This is a genomic window from Vibrio sp. 2096 (genome assembly GCF_033339595.1).
GTDB lineage: Bacteria > Pseudomonadota > Gammaproteobacteria > Enterobacterales > Vibrionaceae > Vibrio > Vibrio alginolyticus.
Map to the genome: position 1 here is coordinate 245,961 of NZ_JAWOUX010000007.1, position 15,060 is coordinate 261,020.

Sequence of the window (15,060 nt, forward strand, 5' to 3'; positions counted from 1 at the left end):
CGAAAATAAATCGGTGCGAAAAGTGCGACATTCTGAGGCTTTTACGCGCAGGCTTCAACTAATTCCGTCATGGATAAATATTTGAACTGGATCTCATTTCTTTTTGGCAGGCAAAACTGATAACTGGTTTGGTCGATCGATTGAATGGTTTTACGTTGGCGATGCCCATTCTTACATCGCTATCACGGTATGCAGTTTTAGTTTATCAAATGCTGTTCGGAGTGTGGGGGAGGCTTGCTCCTTTCATTACTCCGCTTTTGCATGCGTTAAAAACGCACTCGTCAATTGCTGAAAGAGCGAATCTACCGATGGGCGGTCGGATACATGATGGAAGAGCGGTGTGTGGACATCACCACGAATATCATCGCTGTGACCGCAAAGCTGATTACACATTCGTACTGGTTCGACAATCTTCTCGACGTCGGCATCAATCAGAATGCATGCTTGTGACAATATCACTTGTCCGCCGCCTTTTTTAAGTAAAACACGCTGCGCGGTTCCCACGACTTTTTGCCCGCCAATGTTGAGGTTGTACTCGCCATCGCAGTAGGAATAAGGCGTAGCATGAACATCCACTTTCACGCCGAGCTGTTTAAAGAAAACCGTTAATATTGCACATAAATCGAGATACGCTTTTTTGATGTTGTAAGGCTCGCCTTCTGGCCAGTGGTAAATGTGGGATAGATTGATAATACCTGGCACCTGAGGGACTGGGGCACCACCGGTTTTACGAGAAAAGAGCTTCCAGCCAGACGTATTTAACGCATGTTCTAACTCATTAGACACTGGCCATTTCTTACCCGCGGGAAGCACGAGCGTTGGACTTTTTACTTGCCAAAGCAATAGCACTTGCGAGAGTTGGTTGGACTGAACTTGTTTAATGAGCTCATCTTCTTTGTCAAATGCATCAGCGACTTCCGTAGCTGTGTAGCGAATTAGCTTATTTTTAGCAACCAAACTCTATCCCTCGCGGCTATTTAATCATTACTGTTGTATCTCAGATACAGCTTTATTGCTAGGTTTGAGTGATTAGGTTTTTGCTCGCTAGTTGCATGATCACCTTTTGAGTCTTTTCCGTTGTCCATTAAGTTTGCTTGAACACGCGATAAAAAGTTTTTGCTAGTCATCACATCAGCCATTCATAAAATCTGCCATCTATGAAAATTTTTGGCGATATAAGTATGAAAAAGCGAGTGATGACTCTCGCGTTAGCGGCATCATTAACGGGATGTGTGACGTTCCCAACTCAAGAATCTGAGCAAGTACAGGTGCTTTGGGACAATGTGAATGCGATTGAAAACTGTGAACTAATGGGTACCGTGATCGGCTCAGAAGGACACTTTTACGACTATTGGCTTCATGCCGATAAAGACATGGTTTGGGGTACGTTAAACCAAATGCGCCTCAAGGCGGCAGATTTAGGCGCAGATACCTTGTACTTATATCAACCGTTGAGCTTTTCTACGTCAGTGACGATGTTTGCAAATGCTTACAAGTGCAAACAGTAGCTATTGGCTTGATCATAATTGAAAGACAGGCGCTGCTCGCCTGTCTTTGATGCGCTCTACAAATACTGGAGACTTTGCGTTAATTGACGTTTGCTGTCGCCACCGCTGATGTATCAGAAAACGACAACGTAAAGTCTCGCTCGGTATTAAGTACTTTGGCTGGAAACTCTAAGCTCAACTGTGTATGTGGCGCGACTTCTGAAGCAATGCTAGTAACGAATTTTCGGGTTTCTCCAGGAGAGATCGATATGTCACTTCCACCTTGTGATGAGAGCTCAGCGATACCCATTGTTTCAAGTGTGTTACCTGCAGTATCCGCCAGGTGTAGTAAAGATTCTGACTTGTAGATTAATTCTCCACTTTCTGTGCGATAGGCATTAAACGTGTTGAAATTTGGTTGTAATGATCCTTGTGATCCAATGTTAGTAACGGAAAATGTCACATTAGCGCCATCAAAGTTCTCGACTCTTACGAGTACGTTACCGTCTTGGTAACGAGCGGCTGCTGCCGCGGTTGCTTGTTGTTTCTGCCGCTGTTTCTCTTTTTCAATGTCGCTTAACTGTTTCTGCTCATTAGCGATTCGATTCTTTGCCATGGAGTACGACTGATCGACCATTGCTATTAAAGCGGGGATTGAATACAAAGTGAGGCCTTCCAAATGGTCAAAGTCGATTTTGGCATGTTGAGTACGTTTATGATTAGAAAATTGGCAGTAACCATCAATCAAACTGATGAAAGCCACTTCAAAAGTGCCCTGTAATCGGCTTACTTCCTGTGCTGCTTTCTCTAGATTTGAGCGGACTTTCCGAATCTCGTCCAAACTCTTTTGTGAAAGACGACCGTTTGGCGATACGTCGTTAGAAACCGAAACCAGTTCTTCGGTCACAAATGGATTGTTTTCGGCTGGAATCACCGTAGTTATACGGTTGGATTTGGTGATGTCTTCGCCCAATAAAACCATCATTTTTTGCGATGCGGCGGTTGTGTTGCCCGCTAATACGTCACTACAGTTTGGCGACGTATTGGCATACACGGCGAATGCGGTAAAAAGTGAAAGTGTAACGGACCAGCCGATGGTGACGAGTCCTGTCGTGGTTCGAGTATTCATCCTGATAACCCCTCTGTCATTTGGTGCGATTCACTGACGTAATTGCCAATCAAAAGATTGGCTCGCGACATTCAGAATGGTTCTGGTCAACCCTTCGTAGTGGGTCTGCCCACAGATGCTTTTTTAGTCGTTTATCAACCGCTAAGCCACGATTGATAAAGTGTCTGAAATTGAGAGCATTAACGCTGCGAAGTTGATGTCTTTGACTGAAAGATAGACGTAACTTTTCTAACCATCAAATACGTGATTGAGTTCTCATTTTTATATGATTGAGAGGTTCAAGAGAAAACAGGCACTTACTGTAGAGAGTTGATTTGAAGGAAAAATATAAATTTTTTTGGGGAACTTTTTTGATGCTGCCTTTGAGACTTTTTTGAATCTCAAAGGCAGGTTCTTACACTCGCGTTCAATTACAACGTGTTGAGGACATCCGCGAGTCGAGAGACAGCTGTCGTCAGTTCTTCTGGTGTAGCATTGGTAAAGTTAAGACGCAGAGCGGCTTTTACCTTTGAACCTTCTGGATAAAAGACCGGGCTAGGCACTACAGCAACCCAGTTTGCGAGAAGGTTTTTCGCCAGTTCGAAGGTGTCGCATTCTGGAATTTCGACCCAAACGAACATACCACCATCGACGGGTTTGAGTACGCAACTTTCTGGCAGCTGTTTTTGCAGTTCAGCAAACATGACATCGTAACGTGATTTGTAAAGCGCACAGATGGTTGAAATGTGCGTTTCGAAGTTGTCATGTTGCAGCAGGCCATGCAGCAAAGCTTGCATAGGAATACTAGAGTGCAGATCGGCACCTTGTTTAATTTTGATAAGTGGCTCAAGGTAGCTGCTTTTGCCCGTAACTACACCAATACGCAAGCCTGGTGAAGCTATTTTGGAGAAAGAGCGCAATACGATGGAGTGCTGTGGGCAGAAGTCCGAAACCAGTGGAAGCGCTTCACCAGAAAAACGCAGCTCGCGGTATGGTGCGTCTTCAATGAACGCCACGTCGTATTGTATACAAAGCTCGGCAACTTTTTGGCGAGTCTCTAGCGCCCAGCATACGCCCGTTGGGTTGTGAAAATCGGGTACGGCGTAGAACATTTTTGGTTGCTGCGTGGCAAAGCATTGTTCGAGTTCTTCAAGGTTTGGGCCACACTCGGTTTGTGAAACGGTCACGATGTTGGCTTGCACTAGACCGAATACTTGCATAGCACCAAGGTAGCTCGGTGCTTCCATCACCACTTTATCGCCCGGATTCACGTACGCACGCGCAATCAAATCTAGCCCTTGCTGAGAGCCAGTTGTGATCATCGCCAAATGAGATTCTGGCAGCTGGTAATAATCGGTCAAAAAGTTAAGTAGCGGGGCGTAGCCTGCTGTTGCGCCATATTGAAACACCTCTGGCATATTCGCGAGGTTTTCGAGCGTCGGTTTCATTAAGTCGATCGGGAAGGTTTTTTCGTCCGGTAAGCCACCTGCAAGAGAAATGACGTTCTTATCGCTCGCTGCTGCGAGGATTTCTCGGATGTAGGATGACTTAGTTTGTTGTAATGACTGTGCGATTTCCATGTGCTGTGCTTCTCGTAATTGTCTTTTTTTATGTCAGAAATAGTATAGGTAAATTGCCAAGCTTGGTGTGTCCATTTATGCTGTTAAACATGTCCATTTATGCTATTTAAGCGAAAATTTACTCCGTGAGCCACCAACAAGTTTCTAGGATCAATGACGTGCTGTTTTACATTCACCAGGACATTAGCAGAGATTTATCGGCTAAAGAGCTAGCAGATGTAGCAGCCTATTCTGAACAGCACTTCCATCGTATTTTTAAAGATGTGGTAGGGGAGTCTGTCCATCAATATATCCGTCGCACAAGAATGGAATACGCCGCCAATCAACTGATGTTTGATACCAGCTCGTCGGTGTTAGACATTGCTAACAAGTGCGGCTTTAGCTCGGTATCTTCTTTTAGCCGAGCATTTAAAGCAACGTTCGCTATGTCTCCTGGCGCGTGGCGAAAGCATGATTTACAAGTCGCAGAAAAGCCGTATCTAAAAGATCCGGAAGTGGCTGCGGGTTATCATCGGGTTGCTCAACGCGAGTTGCCAGAACCTAAAATTATGGAGGTTCCACAACGCTTTGCGGCTTATGTGCGGCATGAGGGTTATAGCCGTTCCATTCGCAATGCGTGGCTGATTTTGAAGGCGTGGGCAAGCTCTGAGAATCGGGACTTTTCGGTTCAATACGGTTTGCATCACTCCAACCCCGCTTGGGTCGAGCTCGATAAGTGTCGCTATGTGGCTTGTATGGCGATTGATAAGCCGCTTAAAGTACGCGGTGTCGTGAATCAAATGACGATTCCGGGTGGTTTGCATGCTGTTTTTCGCTTAACAGGGGTATATGGAGAGCTTCTTCCTCAATTGAGTATGGTGTTAGAGAAGTGGTTGCCGAATTCAGGCTTTAAGCAGCGTTCTACTCCCGCTTATGTTCACTATCATAAAAACCATTTCCTTAGCCATGATGAGGCGTTTGAGCTGGACTTCTATCTGCCCATCAGCTTTTTCTAATTGGAGTCTTTATTTACTATCCGTAAGGAATAAAATGCTAAGCTCTATATGATGATTTTTTACAAATAATTGAAAATTAAATGAACATCGATCATGTAAAGCTATTTGTCCGTTTGGCTTCGACACACAACATCAGCATGGCTGGTCAGGAGCTTGGACTTTCTCCTGCTGTCGCTAGTGCGCACATCAACAAACTTGAGGACAGCTTAGGAGTTCGTTTAGTTCATCGCACCACACGCAAAGTTTCCTTAACTGAAGAGGGGCAGGCTTTTTTACCTCACGCGGAGGAGGTCCTTGCAACAGTGGAGGCAGCAAGGGGAGCTGTTGGCTCAGGGCAGAGCGCGCCAACGGGAGTATTACGTATAACCGCCTCTGCAACTTTTGGTCGCTTGCATATTGTGCCCGCATTAAAAGGTTTTATGGCGCGTTACCCAGGGTTAACCGTGGACTGCCGATTTTCTGATTCCATTATGGATCTGGTTGAGGGAGGTTTTGATGTCGCCATTCGTGTCGCTGAGTTGAAAGATTCTTCATTGGTCGCAAGAAAGCTTGCGCCAGATCGTCGTATTATCGTTGCATCACCAGATTATATTGAACAATTTGGGAGACCCAACAAGCCCCAAGACTTGACGAATCATGAGTGTATTAACTTAGTTGGAATGAATAATTGGTCATTCAATACAAAAGATGGAATGTTCAATGTAAGAACTTCTGGTCGTTTTAAAACCGATAATGGTGATGCGATGAGAGACGCGACGGTAAACGGGTTAGGTATTTCTATCAACTCGGTTTGGAGTGTTTATCAAGAATTACAAAGTGGTCAGCTAGTGGAAGCACTCGAAGATCACCCTTTAGCGATGGATGCTGGGATTTGGGCTGTGTACCCAAGCTCTCGTTTAATTGCGCCTAAGGTGCGTGCCTTTATTGATTACTTTGCTGAATACTATGGCACGCCACCTTATTGGGAGTTTGCGGAAAAGTGATAACAAGTTTCACTTATCGAATACATTGTTTTTAAGGTCCGAATAAAAAACGAACCTCAAGATAATTCTTAATTGTTATTAATAGAGTTTGCTTAGGATTAATTCAATACTATCAATTATCTGCTGTGTTTTGCTTTGATCTAATGCATCAGGGTGTGGGGGCGCGAATGCTTCAATGTCATTATCGAAGTACATACCATGCGCTTGAGCAAACTCTTCTGATAGCGCAGCGCGAGTTAGAATATCTGCTCCTAAGCGGATATCACCACCAGCAACCCCATAAGCATCTTTAACCATCTTACTACCTAGGAATGATTTTGGGTTTACTGATACCAACATAGGGCCAGTGTTCTTAAGCTTTAGTCCGATTGCTCGTGACCACATCGTTAATGCCAATTTGCTTTGGGCATATGCTTCGCCATCTGACAATGGTTTGTTACCGAGTAAAGCGCTAGTGTTTACTGTTGTTTGTGCAGCTGAAGACAAATTAACCACACGACCCGTATCTCCGAGCAACGGCAATAGCTCTCTAGTGAGTAAGTAGGGAGCAATGGTGTTGACTGCGAAGCGTACATCAAGACCCTCTTTAGTTCTTGGATTTGGTGTTGCGTACACACCAGCATTGTTAATGATGACGTCTAAATGATTGAACCGTTCTGTTATCTCCATCACTATCTGTTTTACCGCATTGGGAGAGGATAAATCAGCAACAAGGCTTTCAACTTTACCACTTTTCATCTCCCTCAAACTTTGCTCAACTTGTTGAACTTTCTCTATATTCCGGCCATGGATTATTACGTGTTGTTCACGGTTAATTAACATTTTCGCGGTTTCTAAACCAATACCGTCAGTAGATCCAGTAACTAGAATTGTCTTTCGCATGATCGCTCTCATTGTTGAGGGTTAATATAGAACGATCATAGTGGCATCTTTTGCATTCGACTATTGAGACTAAAAAGAAAACACTTTCTAGGAAAAATTGAAAATAACTTTGTTGTTCTTTTTGTGGACGGTGCGACGAATTAACGTCTCATTAGATGCTACGGTTATACATGTGGTGCTCAAAAATTAGGCACTATTTTGTACTCAAATAATAGCCAAGAGGTCTCTATGTTAGGTGAAAATCACTCATTAACTCATGAATTCCCAGAACATTTGGATACCATTACTCAGCTTACCGAAAACGATGCATCATTTGCTGAAACCGTTAAAAACTACAATGCTTTAGATAAGGAAATCCGCGTACTAGAACTTCAAGGAAGCCCGATTGATGATCACGAAATGAACGTGTTAAAACATAACCGGGCTGAGCTCAAAGACTGGCTCCACTCGCGAATAATGGGTTCTTAGTGACGAAATGATCATCGGCTCGTAAATTGCGGGCCGATTTTAGTTCCAATGGACGATGCCAAGTGTGCAAACACTAGGATTGCTGAGCAGGAGCTTGGAGTGGCAGGTGGCCTGTTTTTACCCAAATGACCGTTTCTTGCTCTACAAAAGGAAAGTGCTCACTCATATGTGGACTGCGTATCCAAGAGTAGGGAGGATAGGTTCCTAGCTCGTCTTTAAATTCCCCCGATAACACAAAAATTTCTTCACCACCAAAGTGACGGTGTGGTTGAAATTTCTCACCTTTTGGCCATTTAACCAACGCGACATGTTCGTGCTCAAAATTATGCAGCGGCATGACTTGCAACCCACCGACACCACTCTGCCAGCTCGCTTGGTTTGTATTAATGCGAACTGTTTCAAGATCCTCAGATTCGAACTGATTTAGTTTAACTAAAATCACACAGCCTTCTTCGCTAAATGGTGCGTGTTGACTTCCTGGAGGGTTACGAAGGTAAGTGCCGGCAGGGTAGTCACCGTATTCGTCAGAGAATACCCCCTCGAGCACCAATATTTCTTCTCCTTGAGGGTGAGGATGAGTTGAAAACTGCGAATTTGGCTCGTACTTAACGACGCTGGTGGTATGCCCTGATTCTTCGGCTTCTCGTTCCAAAGGTTTGCGCCACACACCTTTGGAAGGGCTGGCGATCCATTCCTGTTGAGCAGTATCTATCACGATTCTTTTTGAAAAATCCATATTCAACATATTGAAATTCCGTTACTTATTTAATTACTAATTCTCATTAGTATACGTATAAAAAACATCAATTGATTCATTTGTTGATAGCCCAATTCATGGATTGAGTACGAACATGAAATCGGAGCCTAATTTAAATTTCCGCTTGTGTAATGAGAATTGTTATATTATAACATCGAAAAATTAAATGTTATAACATAACAAAAAGGAAAAAGTAGTGAATAAGAAATTGGTGTCTCTCGTGATCGGTAGCATTTTTGCATCCCCTGTTTTTGCCGACACACTATCGAACCCACAGATTGGTGTTGTTGTTGATGGCTACTACCAAGATGGCCAACGTCATAATTCTGAGCGCGAAGAAGGCTTTGGTCTAGGCCATACGGAATTAAACTTCTCATCAAATATCGACGACAAGTTTTACGGCGCATTGACCGCGGTTCTTGAAAGTCATGGTGATGATACAGAATTAGAGCTTGAAGAGGCATTCATCGAAACTTTGGCATTGCCATATGGTGTAAATGTGCGCGCTGGCCGATTCCTATCTGACTTTGGTTACCTGAATAACCAACACATGCACACCGATAGCTTTGTTGAGCGTCCAATTGCTTATCGTACTTTCCTTGGCTCGCACTACTACGATGATGGTGTACGTGCAAACATCGTGTTGCCAACCGACCTTTACGTAAAACTTGGTGTAGAAGCGCTCAGTGGTAGCAAAATGTCTTCTGTTGAAGATGGTTCTGAAGTTGGCGTGTACACCACGACGCTGAAGCTTGGTAGTGACTTCTCCGAATCTTCAAGTTGGCAGTTTGGTTTAAGTTACCTGCGTAACGAAAACGGCAAGGTTAAAGAATTCGAAGATCACGACCACGGTCATGAAGAAGAGCATGAGCACGATCACCATCATGGCGCAGCAGTGACAGGTGCGAACCTTTACGGTGCTGATTTTGTTTGGAAATGGGCACCAGACGGTAATTACAAATACAGCAACTTCACGCTATCGGCTGAATACATGCTGTTAGACGGTGTGGTAGACAGCAAATATAAAAACGATGCAGAGTCACCAGACAACTTAAGCGCTTACTATGTTTCGGGTGTTTATCGCTTCAACCCAAGCTGGTCAGCAGGTCTACGTTACGGCGAAGCAGAAAGCTACGATGGTCATGCACACGGCGACCACATGCATTTCACTGAGCTGAATGATAAAGAAATGGATGCGATGATCGCATGGGATTCTTCTCATTTCGGTACTATCCGTGCGCAATACACTCGCATTGATAACCAAGACAGCGAGACAGACAACGTGTTCACTCTGCAATACGTGATGACATTTGGAGCGCACGGTGCTCATGCGTTCTAAGCTGACATTGAATAAATGCAGTTTGGTGATGATGGCGGCAGGAGCTGCCATCATTGCTTCGCCTGCTTCGGCTCTGAACATCTTTGTTTGTGAGCCAGAATGGAAAGCCCTTCTCGAAAGTCACGCCCCAGACGCGACCATCTATTCCGCGACCACCGCCAAGCAAGATCCTCATTATGTACAAGCTCGCCCTTCTTTGATTGCAAAGATGCGCCAAGCCGACATGGCAATGTGTTCCGGCGCGGAGTTAGAAGTAGGATGGTTGCCTATGTTGCAAGTTCGCAGTAGCAATGGTGCGGTGAAAAACGGTTCACAAAGCATGATCTACGCGACCGATTTCGTGCGCATGTTAGACACTCATGATCATGTCGACCGCAGCATGGGGGACATTCATGCGCACGGAAACCCACATGTTCAATTTGCGGCAAATGACATGATTCCATTATCTCGTAAAGTCACGGATCGCCTAAAAGCGATTGATCCCGACAACGCACAAAGTTACCAAGTGAATGGTATGAAGTTTCGTGCTCATTGGCGTAAAAAGCTTAAAGAATGGAATGAGAAAGGGGCTGCTTTAAAGGGTAAGCAAGTTGTCGGTTATCACGCGACGTATCGTTATTTGTACGATTGGCTCGGAATGAAGCAGATTGCCGATCTCGAACCTAAACCGGGCATTTCACCGACCACATCTCACCTGCAATCACTTACCAAGTTAGATGCTGACAGTTTTGATGCGATTGTTTACTCCTCTCATCAGGATCAGCGTCCAGCGAACTGGTTGCAAGATCATACTGACAAACCTGTGATTCAACTGCCATTGACCGTTTCTGAGGGTGAAAACTTGGATGAGATGTACGATCAGGTCATTGATGATTTACTGGATGTGTTAGTGCCGCCCGTTCCTGTGAAGATCTGAGCCATGGCTGATTATGCATGGCTTTTACCTGCGGTTTTGTGTGGTTTAATTGCGTTAGTTGGCAACATCGTTCTGGGGCAACAAGTTCTTAATCGTCAGATCATCTTTATAGATTTGGCGGTGGCGCAAGTCGCGGCATTGGGGGCAGCACTTAGCCACTACTGGTTGAGCCAATACGCGCTGTTCTCAGGCTCATTCTTTGGCGAAATGATTGGCCCTTGGGTGATGTCTTTGATGCTTTGCGGTTTGATCGCCCTTATGGAGAAACGATACCAGCAGCATTTAGAGCCCATGATTGGCAGCTTGTTTGTCGTGTCTGCATCGCTGGCAATCCTGCTGGTGAGCAAAGACCCACACGGCGGAGACTTTATTCAAGGCATTCTTAATGGGCAACTGTTATGGGCGACTTGGGCAGACGTCTGGCCTTTGGCACTCATTACCGCTGCGATGTTGCTATTGGTTTGGTTAAAACCTGCGTTTATGCGCGGTAGTGGTTTTTATCTGATCTTTGCTATTCTGATGCCCATTACGGTCAAGTTAACCGGCATTTATTTAGAATTTGCTTTGTTGGTGATTCCAGCTTTATGTGCGGCAGCATTGAAGGGAACTCGATTCTTTGTCGCCAGTATCAGCATTGGTATTGTTGGGATCTTATCGGGTGTTGCCGCATCGGCTCGCTATGACTTACCGAGTGGTGCGAGTATTGTGATCACCCTGTTTATTGCTGGCATGTTGTTTAATCTCTTGCTTCAGCCTTTTCTGGTGAAAATAACAAAACCAGCTTTTGTAAGAGATTAAGAGACAAGTAATATTGGTCTGATGAAGTAGTATTTGATTAATCAGACCAATACTTTTCTATCCAAGCCCTCCAATCGTGTAACTTTGCGCCTTCCAACACACTTTCTTACGTTGATCTTGCCATAGTCATCAAGTTGCCTTGATTAGTTCACATCCGACTCCCAGACTGTTTCTATAGTTTTTATAAGATATAAAAGACCCTGCGTATGAGAAGCGCAGCTGTAACGCGACTAGGCATAAAAACAAAAACGCTAGGGATACAAGCGAATTTGTAATCTCAACATTTAAGGAAGACCAAGATGAAACCGGAAAAAGTAGCAGTAGTCACTGGTGCGGCTCGTGGTATTGGCCAAGCGATTTGTGAACAATTACTGGAGGATGGATTCCACGTAATCGGGCTAGACATATCGCCCGTGGAATGGAGTCAGTCGGCGCAGCTAAGCAGTTATCAAGTCAACTTGTGTGATGCCGAAGCCGTAAGTGAAGTAGTAGAAAGTGTTGTAGAGCAGCACGGAAGAATCGATGCTCTGGTTAACAACGCGGGCATCACTCGAGATGCATTGTTGCCAGATATGTTAGAGCAAGACTGGGACAGCGTGATCGACGTGAACCTAAAAGCGGTGTTCTTACTCACCCAACGTGTTGCTCCTGTCATGCTAGAGCAGGGCACAGGCAGTATTGTTAGCATTTCTTCTATAGTGGGAACGGATGGTAATATCGGCCAGAGCAACTACGGCGCAAGTAAAGGCGGCGTCATCTCAATGAGCAAAGGCTGGGCGAAAGAACTTTCAAGAAAGGGTGCACAGATACGCGTCAACTGTGTCGCGCCAGGCTTTATCGCCACCGACATGACCAAGAACCTGCCAGAGAAAGTCATTCAAATGATGGAAGGCAAAACCCCATTAGGGCGCATGGGCTCAGTTCAAGATATTGCCAATGGCGTCTCTTTCCTAACCTCAGATAAGAGCGCCTACATCACAGGCCAAGTGCTCAAGATTGACGGTGGGCTGGTGTTATAGCTCGCTAATCAAAACGTCAAATAACAAACGCCCTTTACTTATATGAAGGGCGTTTTTGTTTGAGGAACCCGACTTATGTGAGTACTACTAACTACTAATAGAAAGCTTCGATGCCGCTTCGAGTTGAGTTTTTGAAGCAAAAGGCCAATACGTTTGAATAGCGTCTCCTCTTAAACACTGCATTCCCTAAAGCACAGTATTCCCAAAAGAAAAGCCCACCGAAAAGCGGGCTTTGTTCTCTTCTAATAACGAGAAAAATAACTAGTAGCTCGCTTGAATGCTGACACCGCTATAGTTTGAGTAACCTTGAATCATGACGTGATAACGTCCACTTTGCGTCGCACTGACCGTACATGTTTCATTGTTACCGTATTTGAAAGGTCGGCAGTCCCATGCATTCAGTGCTGGTTTTGCTCCAAAACGGAGATACAAATCCGCATCGCCACTGCCACCATACATTTGTACGGTTAAGCGCTGCCCAGCTTCTACATCAACATAGTAATACGCTACTTGACCAGTTGAACCACTTAAACCACTTACTGGCACGCCCGAGGTTAATTTGCCTTCTGGGTCCGGTGTTGGGTCTGGGCCACCGCAGTCTTGGCCACAATCTGCATCCGTTAAGCTATAAAGTAGCTTGTTCACGCTGCCTCTTGTGTCCGTCACTTTTCCGCTAGTTGCGCGGCTAACGATCAAGGCCTCTACTTGGCTTGGAGACAGTGAACTGTTTTCTTGAAGATACAATGCTGCTACACCCGCCACATGTGGCGTCGCCATCGAAGTGCCACTAATGGTTTTGTAGCCACCGTCATACCATGCAGATTTGATTTGTGAACCTGGCGCAAATACATCCACACAACTGCCCCAGTTTGAAAAACTCGAACGTGCATCCGTGCTAGTGGTCGATCCGACAGTTACTCCGGAAGCAACGCGTGCTGGAGAATAGTTACACGCATCGGCGTTGGAGTTACCTGCTGCTAGCATAAAGCTGACACCTGACTGAACCGCACTTTGCACCGCACTATCCAGAGCGACGGATTGACCGCCGCCTAAACTCATGTTGGCGACTGAAGGTCCGGAAGCGTTCGCAGCCACCCAGTCCACACCGGCAATAACACCAGAAGTAGAACCCGATCCGGTACAGCTCAATACTCTCACGCCGACAAGGTTGACGTTTTTCGCAACACCATACAAGCTGCCGCCAATGGTGCCCGCTACGTGTGTGCCGTGTCCATTACAGTCACTTGCATCTGCATCGTTATCGACAAAGTCATACCCTGAAACTGAGCGACCACCGAACTCAACATGCGCGTTATTCACACCAGTATCGATGACATAAGCCGTTACCCCAGTCCCATCAAAGTTGGCACTGTAGTTGTTATCGAGTGGCAAGTTTCGTTGGTCGATTCGGTCTAGTCCCCAAATGGCATTGGTTTGATTTGCGTCTGCCGAGACTATTGGGTCAAGCGATAGGATTCTGTCTTGCTCAATGTAGTCCACACGAGGATCAGAACGCAGATCTTTTAGTTGCTCAGGACTCAAGTTAGCGACAAATCCACTTATCGAGTGGTCAAAAACCGACTCCACTTTTACCGAATACAAACCAGACATGCGGTCTACGGATTGTTGCGTGAATTGCTCGAATTCCGTTGAGTTGCTCGCCATCATTTGCGGTTGTTGAAATACCACTATGTAGCGATCTGCAATGGCGATCTCGTCCGGTGCGAGCATTAATGTGGCTGGTAATATGTCCGGAGCTTGTTGTAACTCTGCACTGTCCGCAATCTCATTGGGTTGCGAAAAAGCGAGAGAAGAATGAAAACAGAGTGCGGAGGTGATACAACAACTTAGTAGTTTCTTTAACATAAAATGTTCCTCGAAATCATAGTCTTGTTGATTTTTACCTAGTACCAAACTGTCAACACGAAAACACAGACAATCAGCGTAGTGCGTGCTGAAGTGACGTTACACAAGTCAAACTAGACAATGAGCAATCATATGCATAACTGATGATAATTCGCATACTCAGAAACATGATCAATAACCAAGCTTTATTGAAATTGAAATGCAAAGATTCATTTAGACTTAGAGCAAAATCCCTAAAATAGAATAATTCTACACACCTGAAATATTGCCTGTTATATGACTTCATCTTACCGATAATTTACGCAATAAAAACCTAACTATCCTTTTATTGGTCATAACTCAAATCGGTTGATAGATGTTAATATAGCCACCTGATTTCTGATGTTTTTAACTCATGGTTACTATCCAAGTTCAATATCGTTTCTGTAATAAAACAGAGCCCGTTCGTGAACATGGAAAAGGGCATTCTGGCTCTCCTCGCTCCAGATGTATCGAGTGTCGAAAGAGCTTTAACTCGATTACGTTTACGAAGCCCGCAAGCCAGATGTAAAAGAAAAAACTGTTGATATGTCAATGAATAGCTCTGGCGTTAGGGAAACAGTACAAGTGTTGAATGTCGTATACAACACAGTATTGAGTACTTTAAAAAATCTCGCCAAGGTAAGTAACCTCAATGCCTTTCGATAAAGCAAATATAAGACTAATTTGTAAACTTGAAAGGCTAGCTGTATTGGTTGAGGTATATGAGGAAAACACTTCCCCATTTAAGAACTGAAACACACTTTTGTCGAGTAGACGACACCTGTTACCAAGTGTCGTCCCTCTAAGAACCCAGCGTGCAACTTTCACCGCACTAAGCTCA

14 protein-coding genes and 2 pseudogenes are annotated in these 15,060 nt (G+C 44.8%); 10 read left to right on the forward strand and 6 right to left on the reverse strand.

Going from position 1 to position 15,060, the window contains the following annotated elements:
- Positions 1-109 precede the first annotated feature (109 nt).
- Positions 110-187: pseudogene (locus tag R7Q41_RS24510) on the forward strand (VOC family protein); the annotation flags it as partial.
- Positions 188-246: 59 nt separating this feature from the next.
- Here the strand turns inward: R7Q41_RS24510 and R7Q41_RS15415 are convergent.
- A complete protein-coding gene (locus R7Q41_RS15415; protein ID WP_054729329.1) occupies positions 247-957 on the reverse strand; it encodes a biotin/lipoate A/B protein ligase family protein in 711 nt (236 codons plus the stop codon).
- 224 nt (positions 958-1,181) lie between these two features.
- Here R7Q41_RS15415 and R7Q41_RS15420 point away from each other — a divergent pair, with 224 nt between their 5' ends.
- Positions 1,182-1,508 (forward strand): DUF4156 domain-containing protein, encoded by a 327-nt coding sequence (locus R7Q41_RS15420; protein WP_031778841.1) that lies wholly within the window; start codon positions 1,182-1,184, stop codon positions 1,506-1,508.
- A 79-nt stretch (positions 1,509-1,587) separates the two neighbouring features.
- Here R7Q41_RS15420 and R7Q41_RS15425 read toward each other — a convergent pair whose 3' ends face one another.
- Positions 1,588-2,616, reverse strand: a complete 1,029-nt coding sequence (locus tag R7Q41_RS15425) for a hypothetical protein (RefSeq protein ID WP_285357052.1) — start codon at positions 2,614-2,616, stop codon at positions 1,588-1,590.
- 410 nt (positions 2,617-3,026) lie between these two features.
- The gene (locus tag R7Q41_RS15430) at positions 3,027-4,175 is read right to left on the reverse strand and encodes a PLP-dependent aminotransferase family protein (protein ID WP_017819834.1); all 1,149 of its coding nucleotides are present in this window, start codon (positions 4,173-4,175) and stop codon (positions 3,027-3,029) included.
- Between the two features lie 125 nt (positions 4,176-4,300).
- Between R7Q41_RS15430 and R7Q41_RS15435 the strand changes: the two genes are divergently transcribed.
- Complete coding sequence (locus R7Q41_RS15435; RefSeq protein WP_086047523.1) at positions 4,301-5,170, forward strand: AraC family transcriptional regulator; 870 nt, start codon at positions 4,301-4,303, stop codon at positions 5,168-5,170.
- Positions 5,171-5,250: 80 nt separating this feature from the next.
- Positions 5,251-6,153, forward strand: a complete 903-nt coding sequence (locus R7Q41_RS15440) for a LysR family transcriptional regulator (protein ID WP_318144565.1) — start codon at positions 5,251-5,253, stop codon at positions 6,151-6,153.
- A 78-nt stretch (positions 6,154-6,231) separates the two neighbouring features.
- On the opposite strand, the gene R7Q41_RS15445 is transcribed toward R7Q41_RS15440, so the two are convergent.
- On the reverse strand, positions 6,232-7,035 hold the full coding sequence (locus R7Q41_RS15445) for an SDR family NAD(P)-dependent oxidoreductase (protein ID WP_191115795.1): 804 nt from the start codon (positions 7,033-7,035) through the stop codon (positions 6,232-6,234).
- Positions 7,036-7,263: 228 nt separating this feature from the next.
- On the opposite strand from R7Q41_RS15445, the gene R7Q41_RS15450 reads away from it, so the two are divergent.
- A complete protein-coding gene (locus tag R7Q41_RS15450; protein WP_005373737.1) occupies positions 7,264-7,503 on the forward strand; it encodes a YdcH family protein in 240 nt (79 codons plus the stop codon).
- A gap of 73 nt (positions 7,504-7,576) precedes the next feature.
- Here R7Q41_RS15450 and R7Q41_RS15455 read toward each other — a convergent pair whose 3' ends face one another.
- Complete coding sequence (locus R7Q41_RS15455) at positions 7,577-8,248, reverse strand: cupin domain-containing protein (protein WP_256913448.1); 672 nt, start codon at positions 8,246-8,248, stop codon at positions 7,577-7,579.
- Positions 8,249-8,456: 208 nt separating this feature from the next.
- Between R7Q41_RS15455 and R7Q41_RS15460 the strand changes: the two genes are divergently transcribed.
- The 4 genes from R7Q41_RS15460 to fabG all read left to right on the forward strand — a co-directional run bounded on the left by R7Q41_RS15460 (position 8,457) and on the right by fabG (position 12,332).
- Positions 8,457-9,599 carry a hypothetical protein gene (locus R7Q41_RS15460; RefSeq protein ID WP_171345897.1) on the forward strand — a complete coding sequence of 381 codons (1,143 nt, stop codon included), beginning with the start codon at positions 8,457-8,459 and terminating at the stop codon, positions 9,597-9,599.
- The gene (locus R7Q41_RS15465) at positions 9,589-10,515 is read left to right on the forward strand and encodes a metal ABC transporter solute-binding protein, Zn/Mn family (protein ID WP_318144566.1); all 927 of its coding nucleotides are present in this window, start codon (positions 9,589-9,591) and stop codon (positions 10,513-10,515) included. The genes R7Q41_RS15460 and R7Q41_RS15465 overlap by 11 nt, the downstream gene beginning before the upstream one ends.
- Before the next feature lie 3 nt (positions 10,516-10,518).
- Positions 10,519-11,313 (forward strand): metal ABC transporter permease, encoded by a 795-nt coding sequence (locus R7Q41_RS15470; protein ID WP_318108166.1) that lies wholly within the window; start codon positions 10,519-10,521, stop codon positions 11,311-11,313.
- Between the two features lie 299 nt (positions 11,314-11,612).
- Positions 11,613-12,332 (forward strand): 3-oxoacyl-ACP reductase FabG, encoded by a 720-nt coding sequence (fabG, locus tag R7Q41_RS15475; RefSeq protein ID WP_017633598.1) that lies wholly within the window; start codon positions 11,613-11,615, stop codon positions 12,330-12,332.
- Between the two features lie 261 nt (positions 12,333-12,593).
- Here fabG and R7Q41_RS15480 read toward each other — a convergent pair whose 3' ends face one another.
- Entirely contained in the window at positions 12,594-14,198 is a 1,605-nt protein-coding gene (locus R7Q41_RS15480) for a S8 family peptidase (RefSeq protein ID WP_213906691.1), read from the reverse strand.
- A gap of 394 nt (positions 14,199-14,592) precedes the next feature.
- Here R7Q41_RS15480 and R7Q41_RS15485 point away from each other — a divergent pair.
- A pseudogene (locus R7Q41_RS15485) lies at positions 14,593-14,916 on the forward strand (IS1-like element transposase); the annotation flags it as partial.
- Positions 14,917-15,060 lie beyond the last annotated feature (144 nt).

Coding starts and splice junctions, on each gene's coding strand:
- R7Q41_RS15420 (WP_031778841.1), top strand. CDS start 1,182: ATGAAAAAGCGAGTGATGACTCTCGCGTTAGCGGCATCATTAACGGGA.
- R7Q41_RS15425 (WP_285357052.1), bottom strand. CDS start 2,616: ATGAATACTCGAACCACGACAGGACTCGTCACCATCGGCTGGTCCGTT.
- R7Q41_RS15430 (WP_017819834.1), bottom strand. CDS start 4,175: ATGGAAATCGCACAGTCATTACAACAAACTAAGTCATCCTACATCCGA.
- R7Q41_RS15440 (WP_318144565.1), top strand. CDS start 5,251: ATGAACATCGATCATGTAAAGCTATTTGTCCGTTTGGCTTCGACACAC.
- R7Q41_RS15445 (WP_191115795.1), bottom strand. CDS start 7,035: ATGCGAAAGACAATTCTAGTTACTGGATCTACTGACGGTATTGGTTTA.
- R7Q41_RS15450 (WP_005373737.1), top strand. CDS start 7,264: ATGTTAGGTGAAAATCACTCATTAACTCATGAATTCCCAGAACATTTG.
- R7Q41_RS15455 (WP_256913448.1), bottom strand. CDS start 8,248: ATGTTGAATATGGATTTTTCAAAAAGAATCGTGATAGATACTGCTCAA.
- R7Q41_RS15465 (WP_318144566.1), top strand. CDS start 9,589: ATGCGTTCTAAGCTGACATTGAATAAATGCAGTTTGGTGATGATGGCG.
- R7Q41_RS15470 (WP_318108166.1), top strand. CDS start 10,519: ATGGCTGATTATGCATGGCTTTTACCTGCGGTTTTGTGTGGTTTAATT.
- fabG (WP_017633598.1), top strand. CDS start 11,613: ATGAAACCGGAAAAAGTAGCAGTAGTCACTGGTGCGGCTCGTGGTATT.
- R7Q41_RS15480 (WP_213906691.1), bottom strand. CDS start 14,198: ATGTTAAAGAAACTACTAAGTTGTTGTATCACCTCCGCACTCTGTTTT.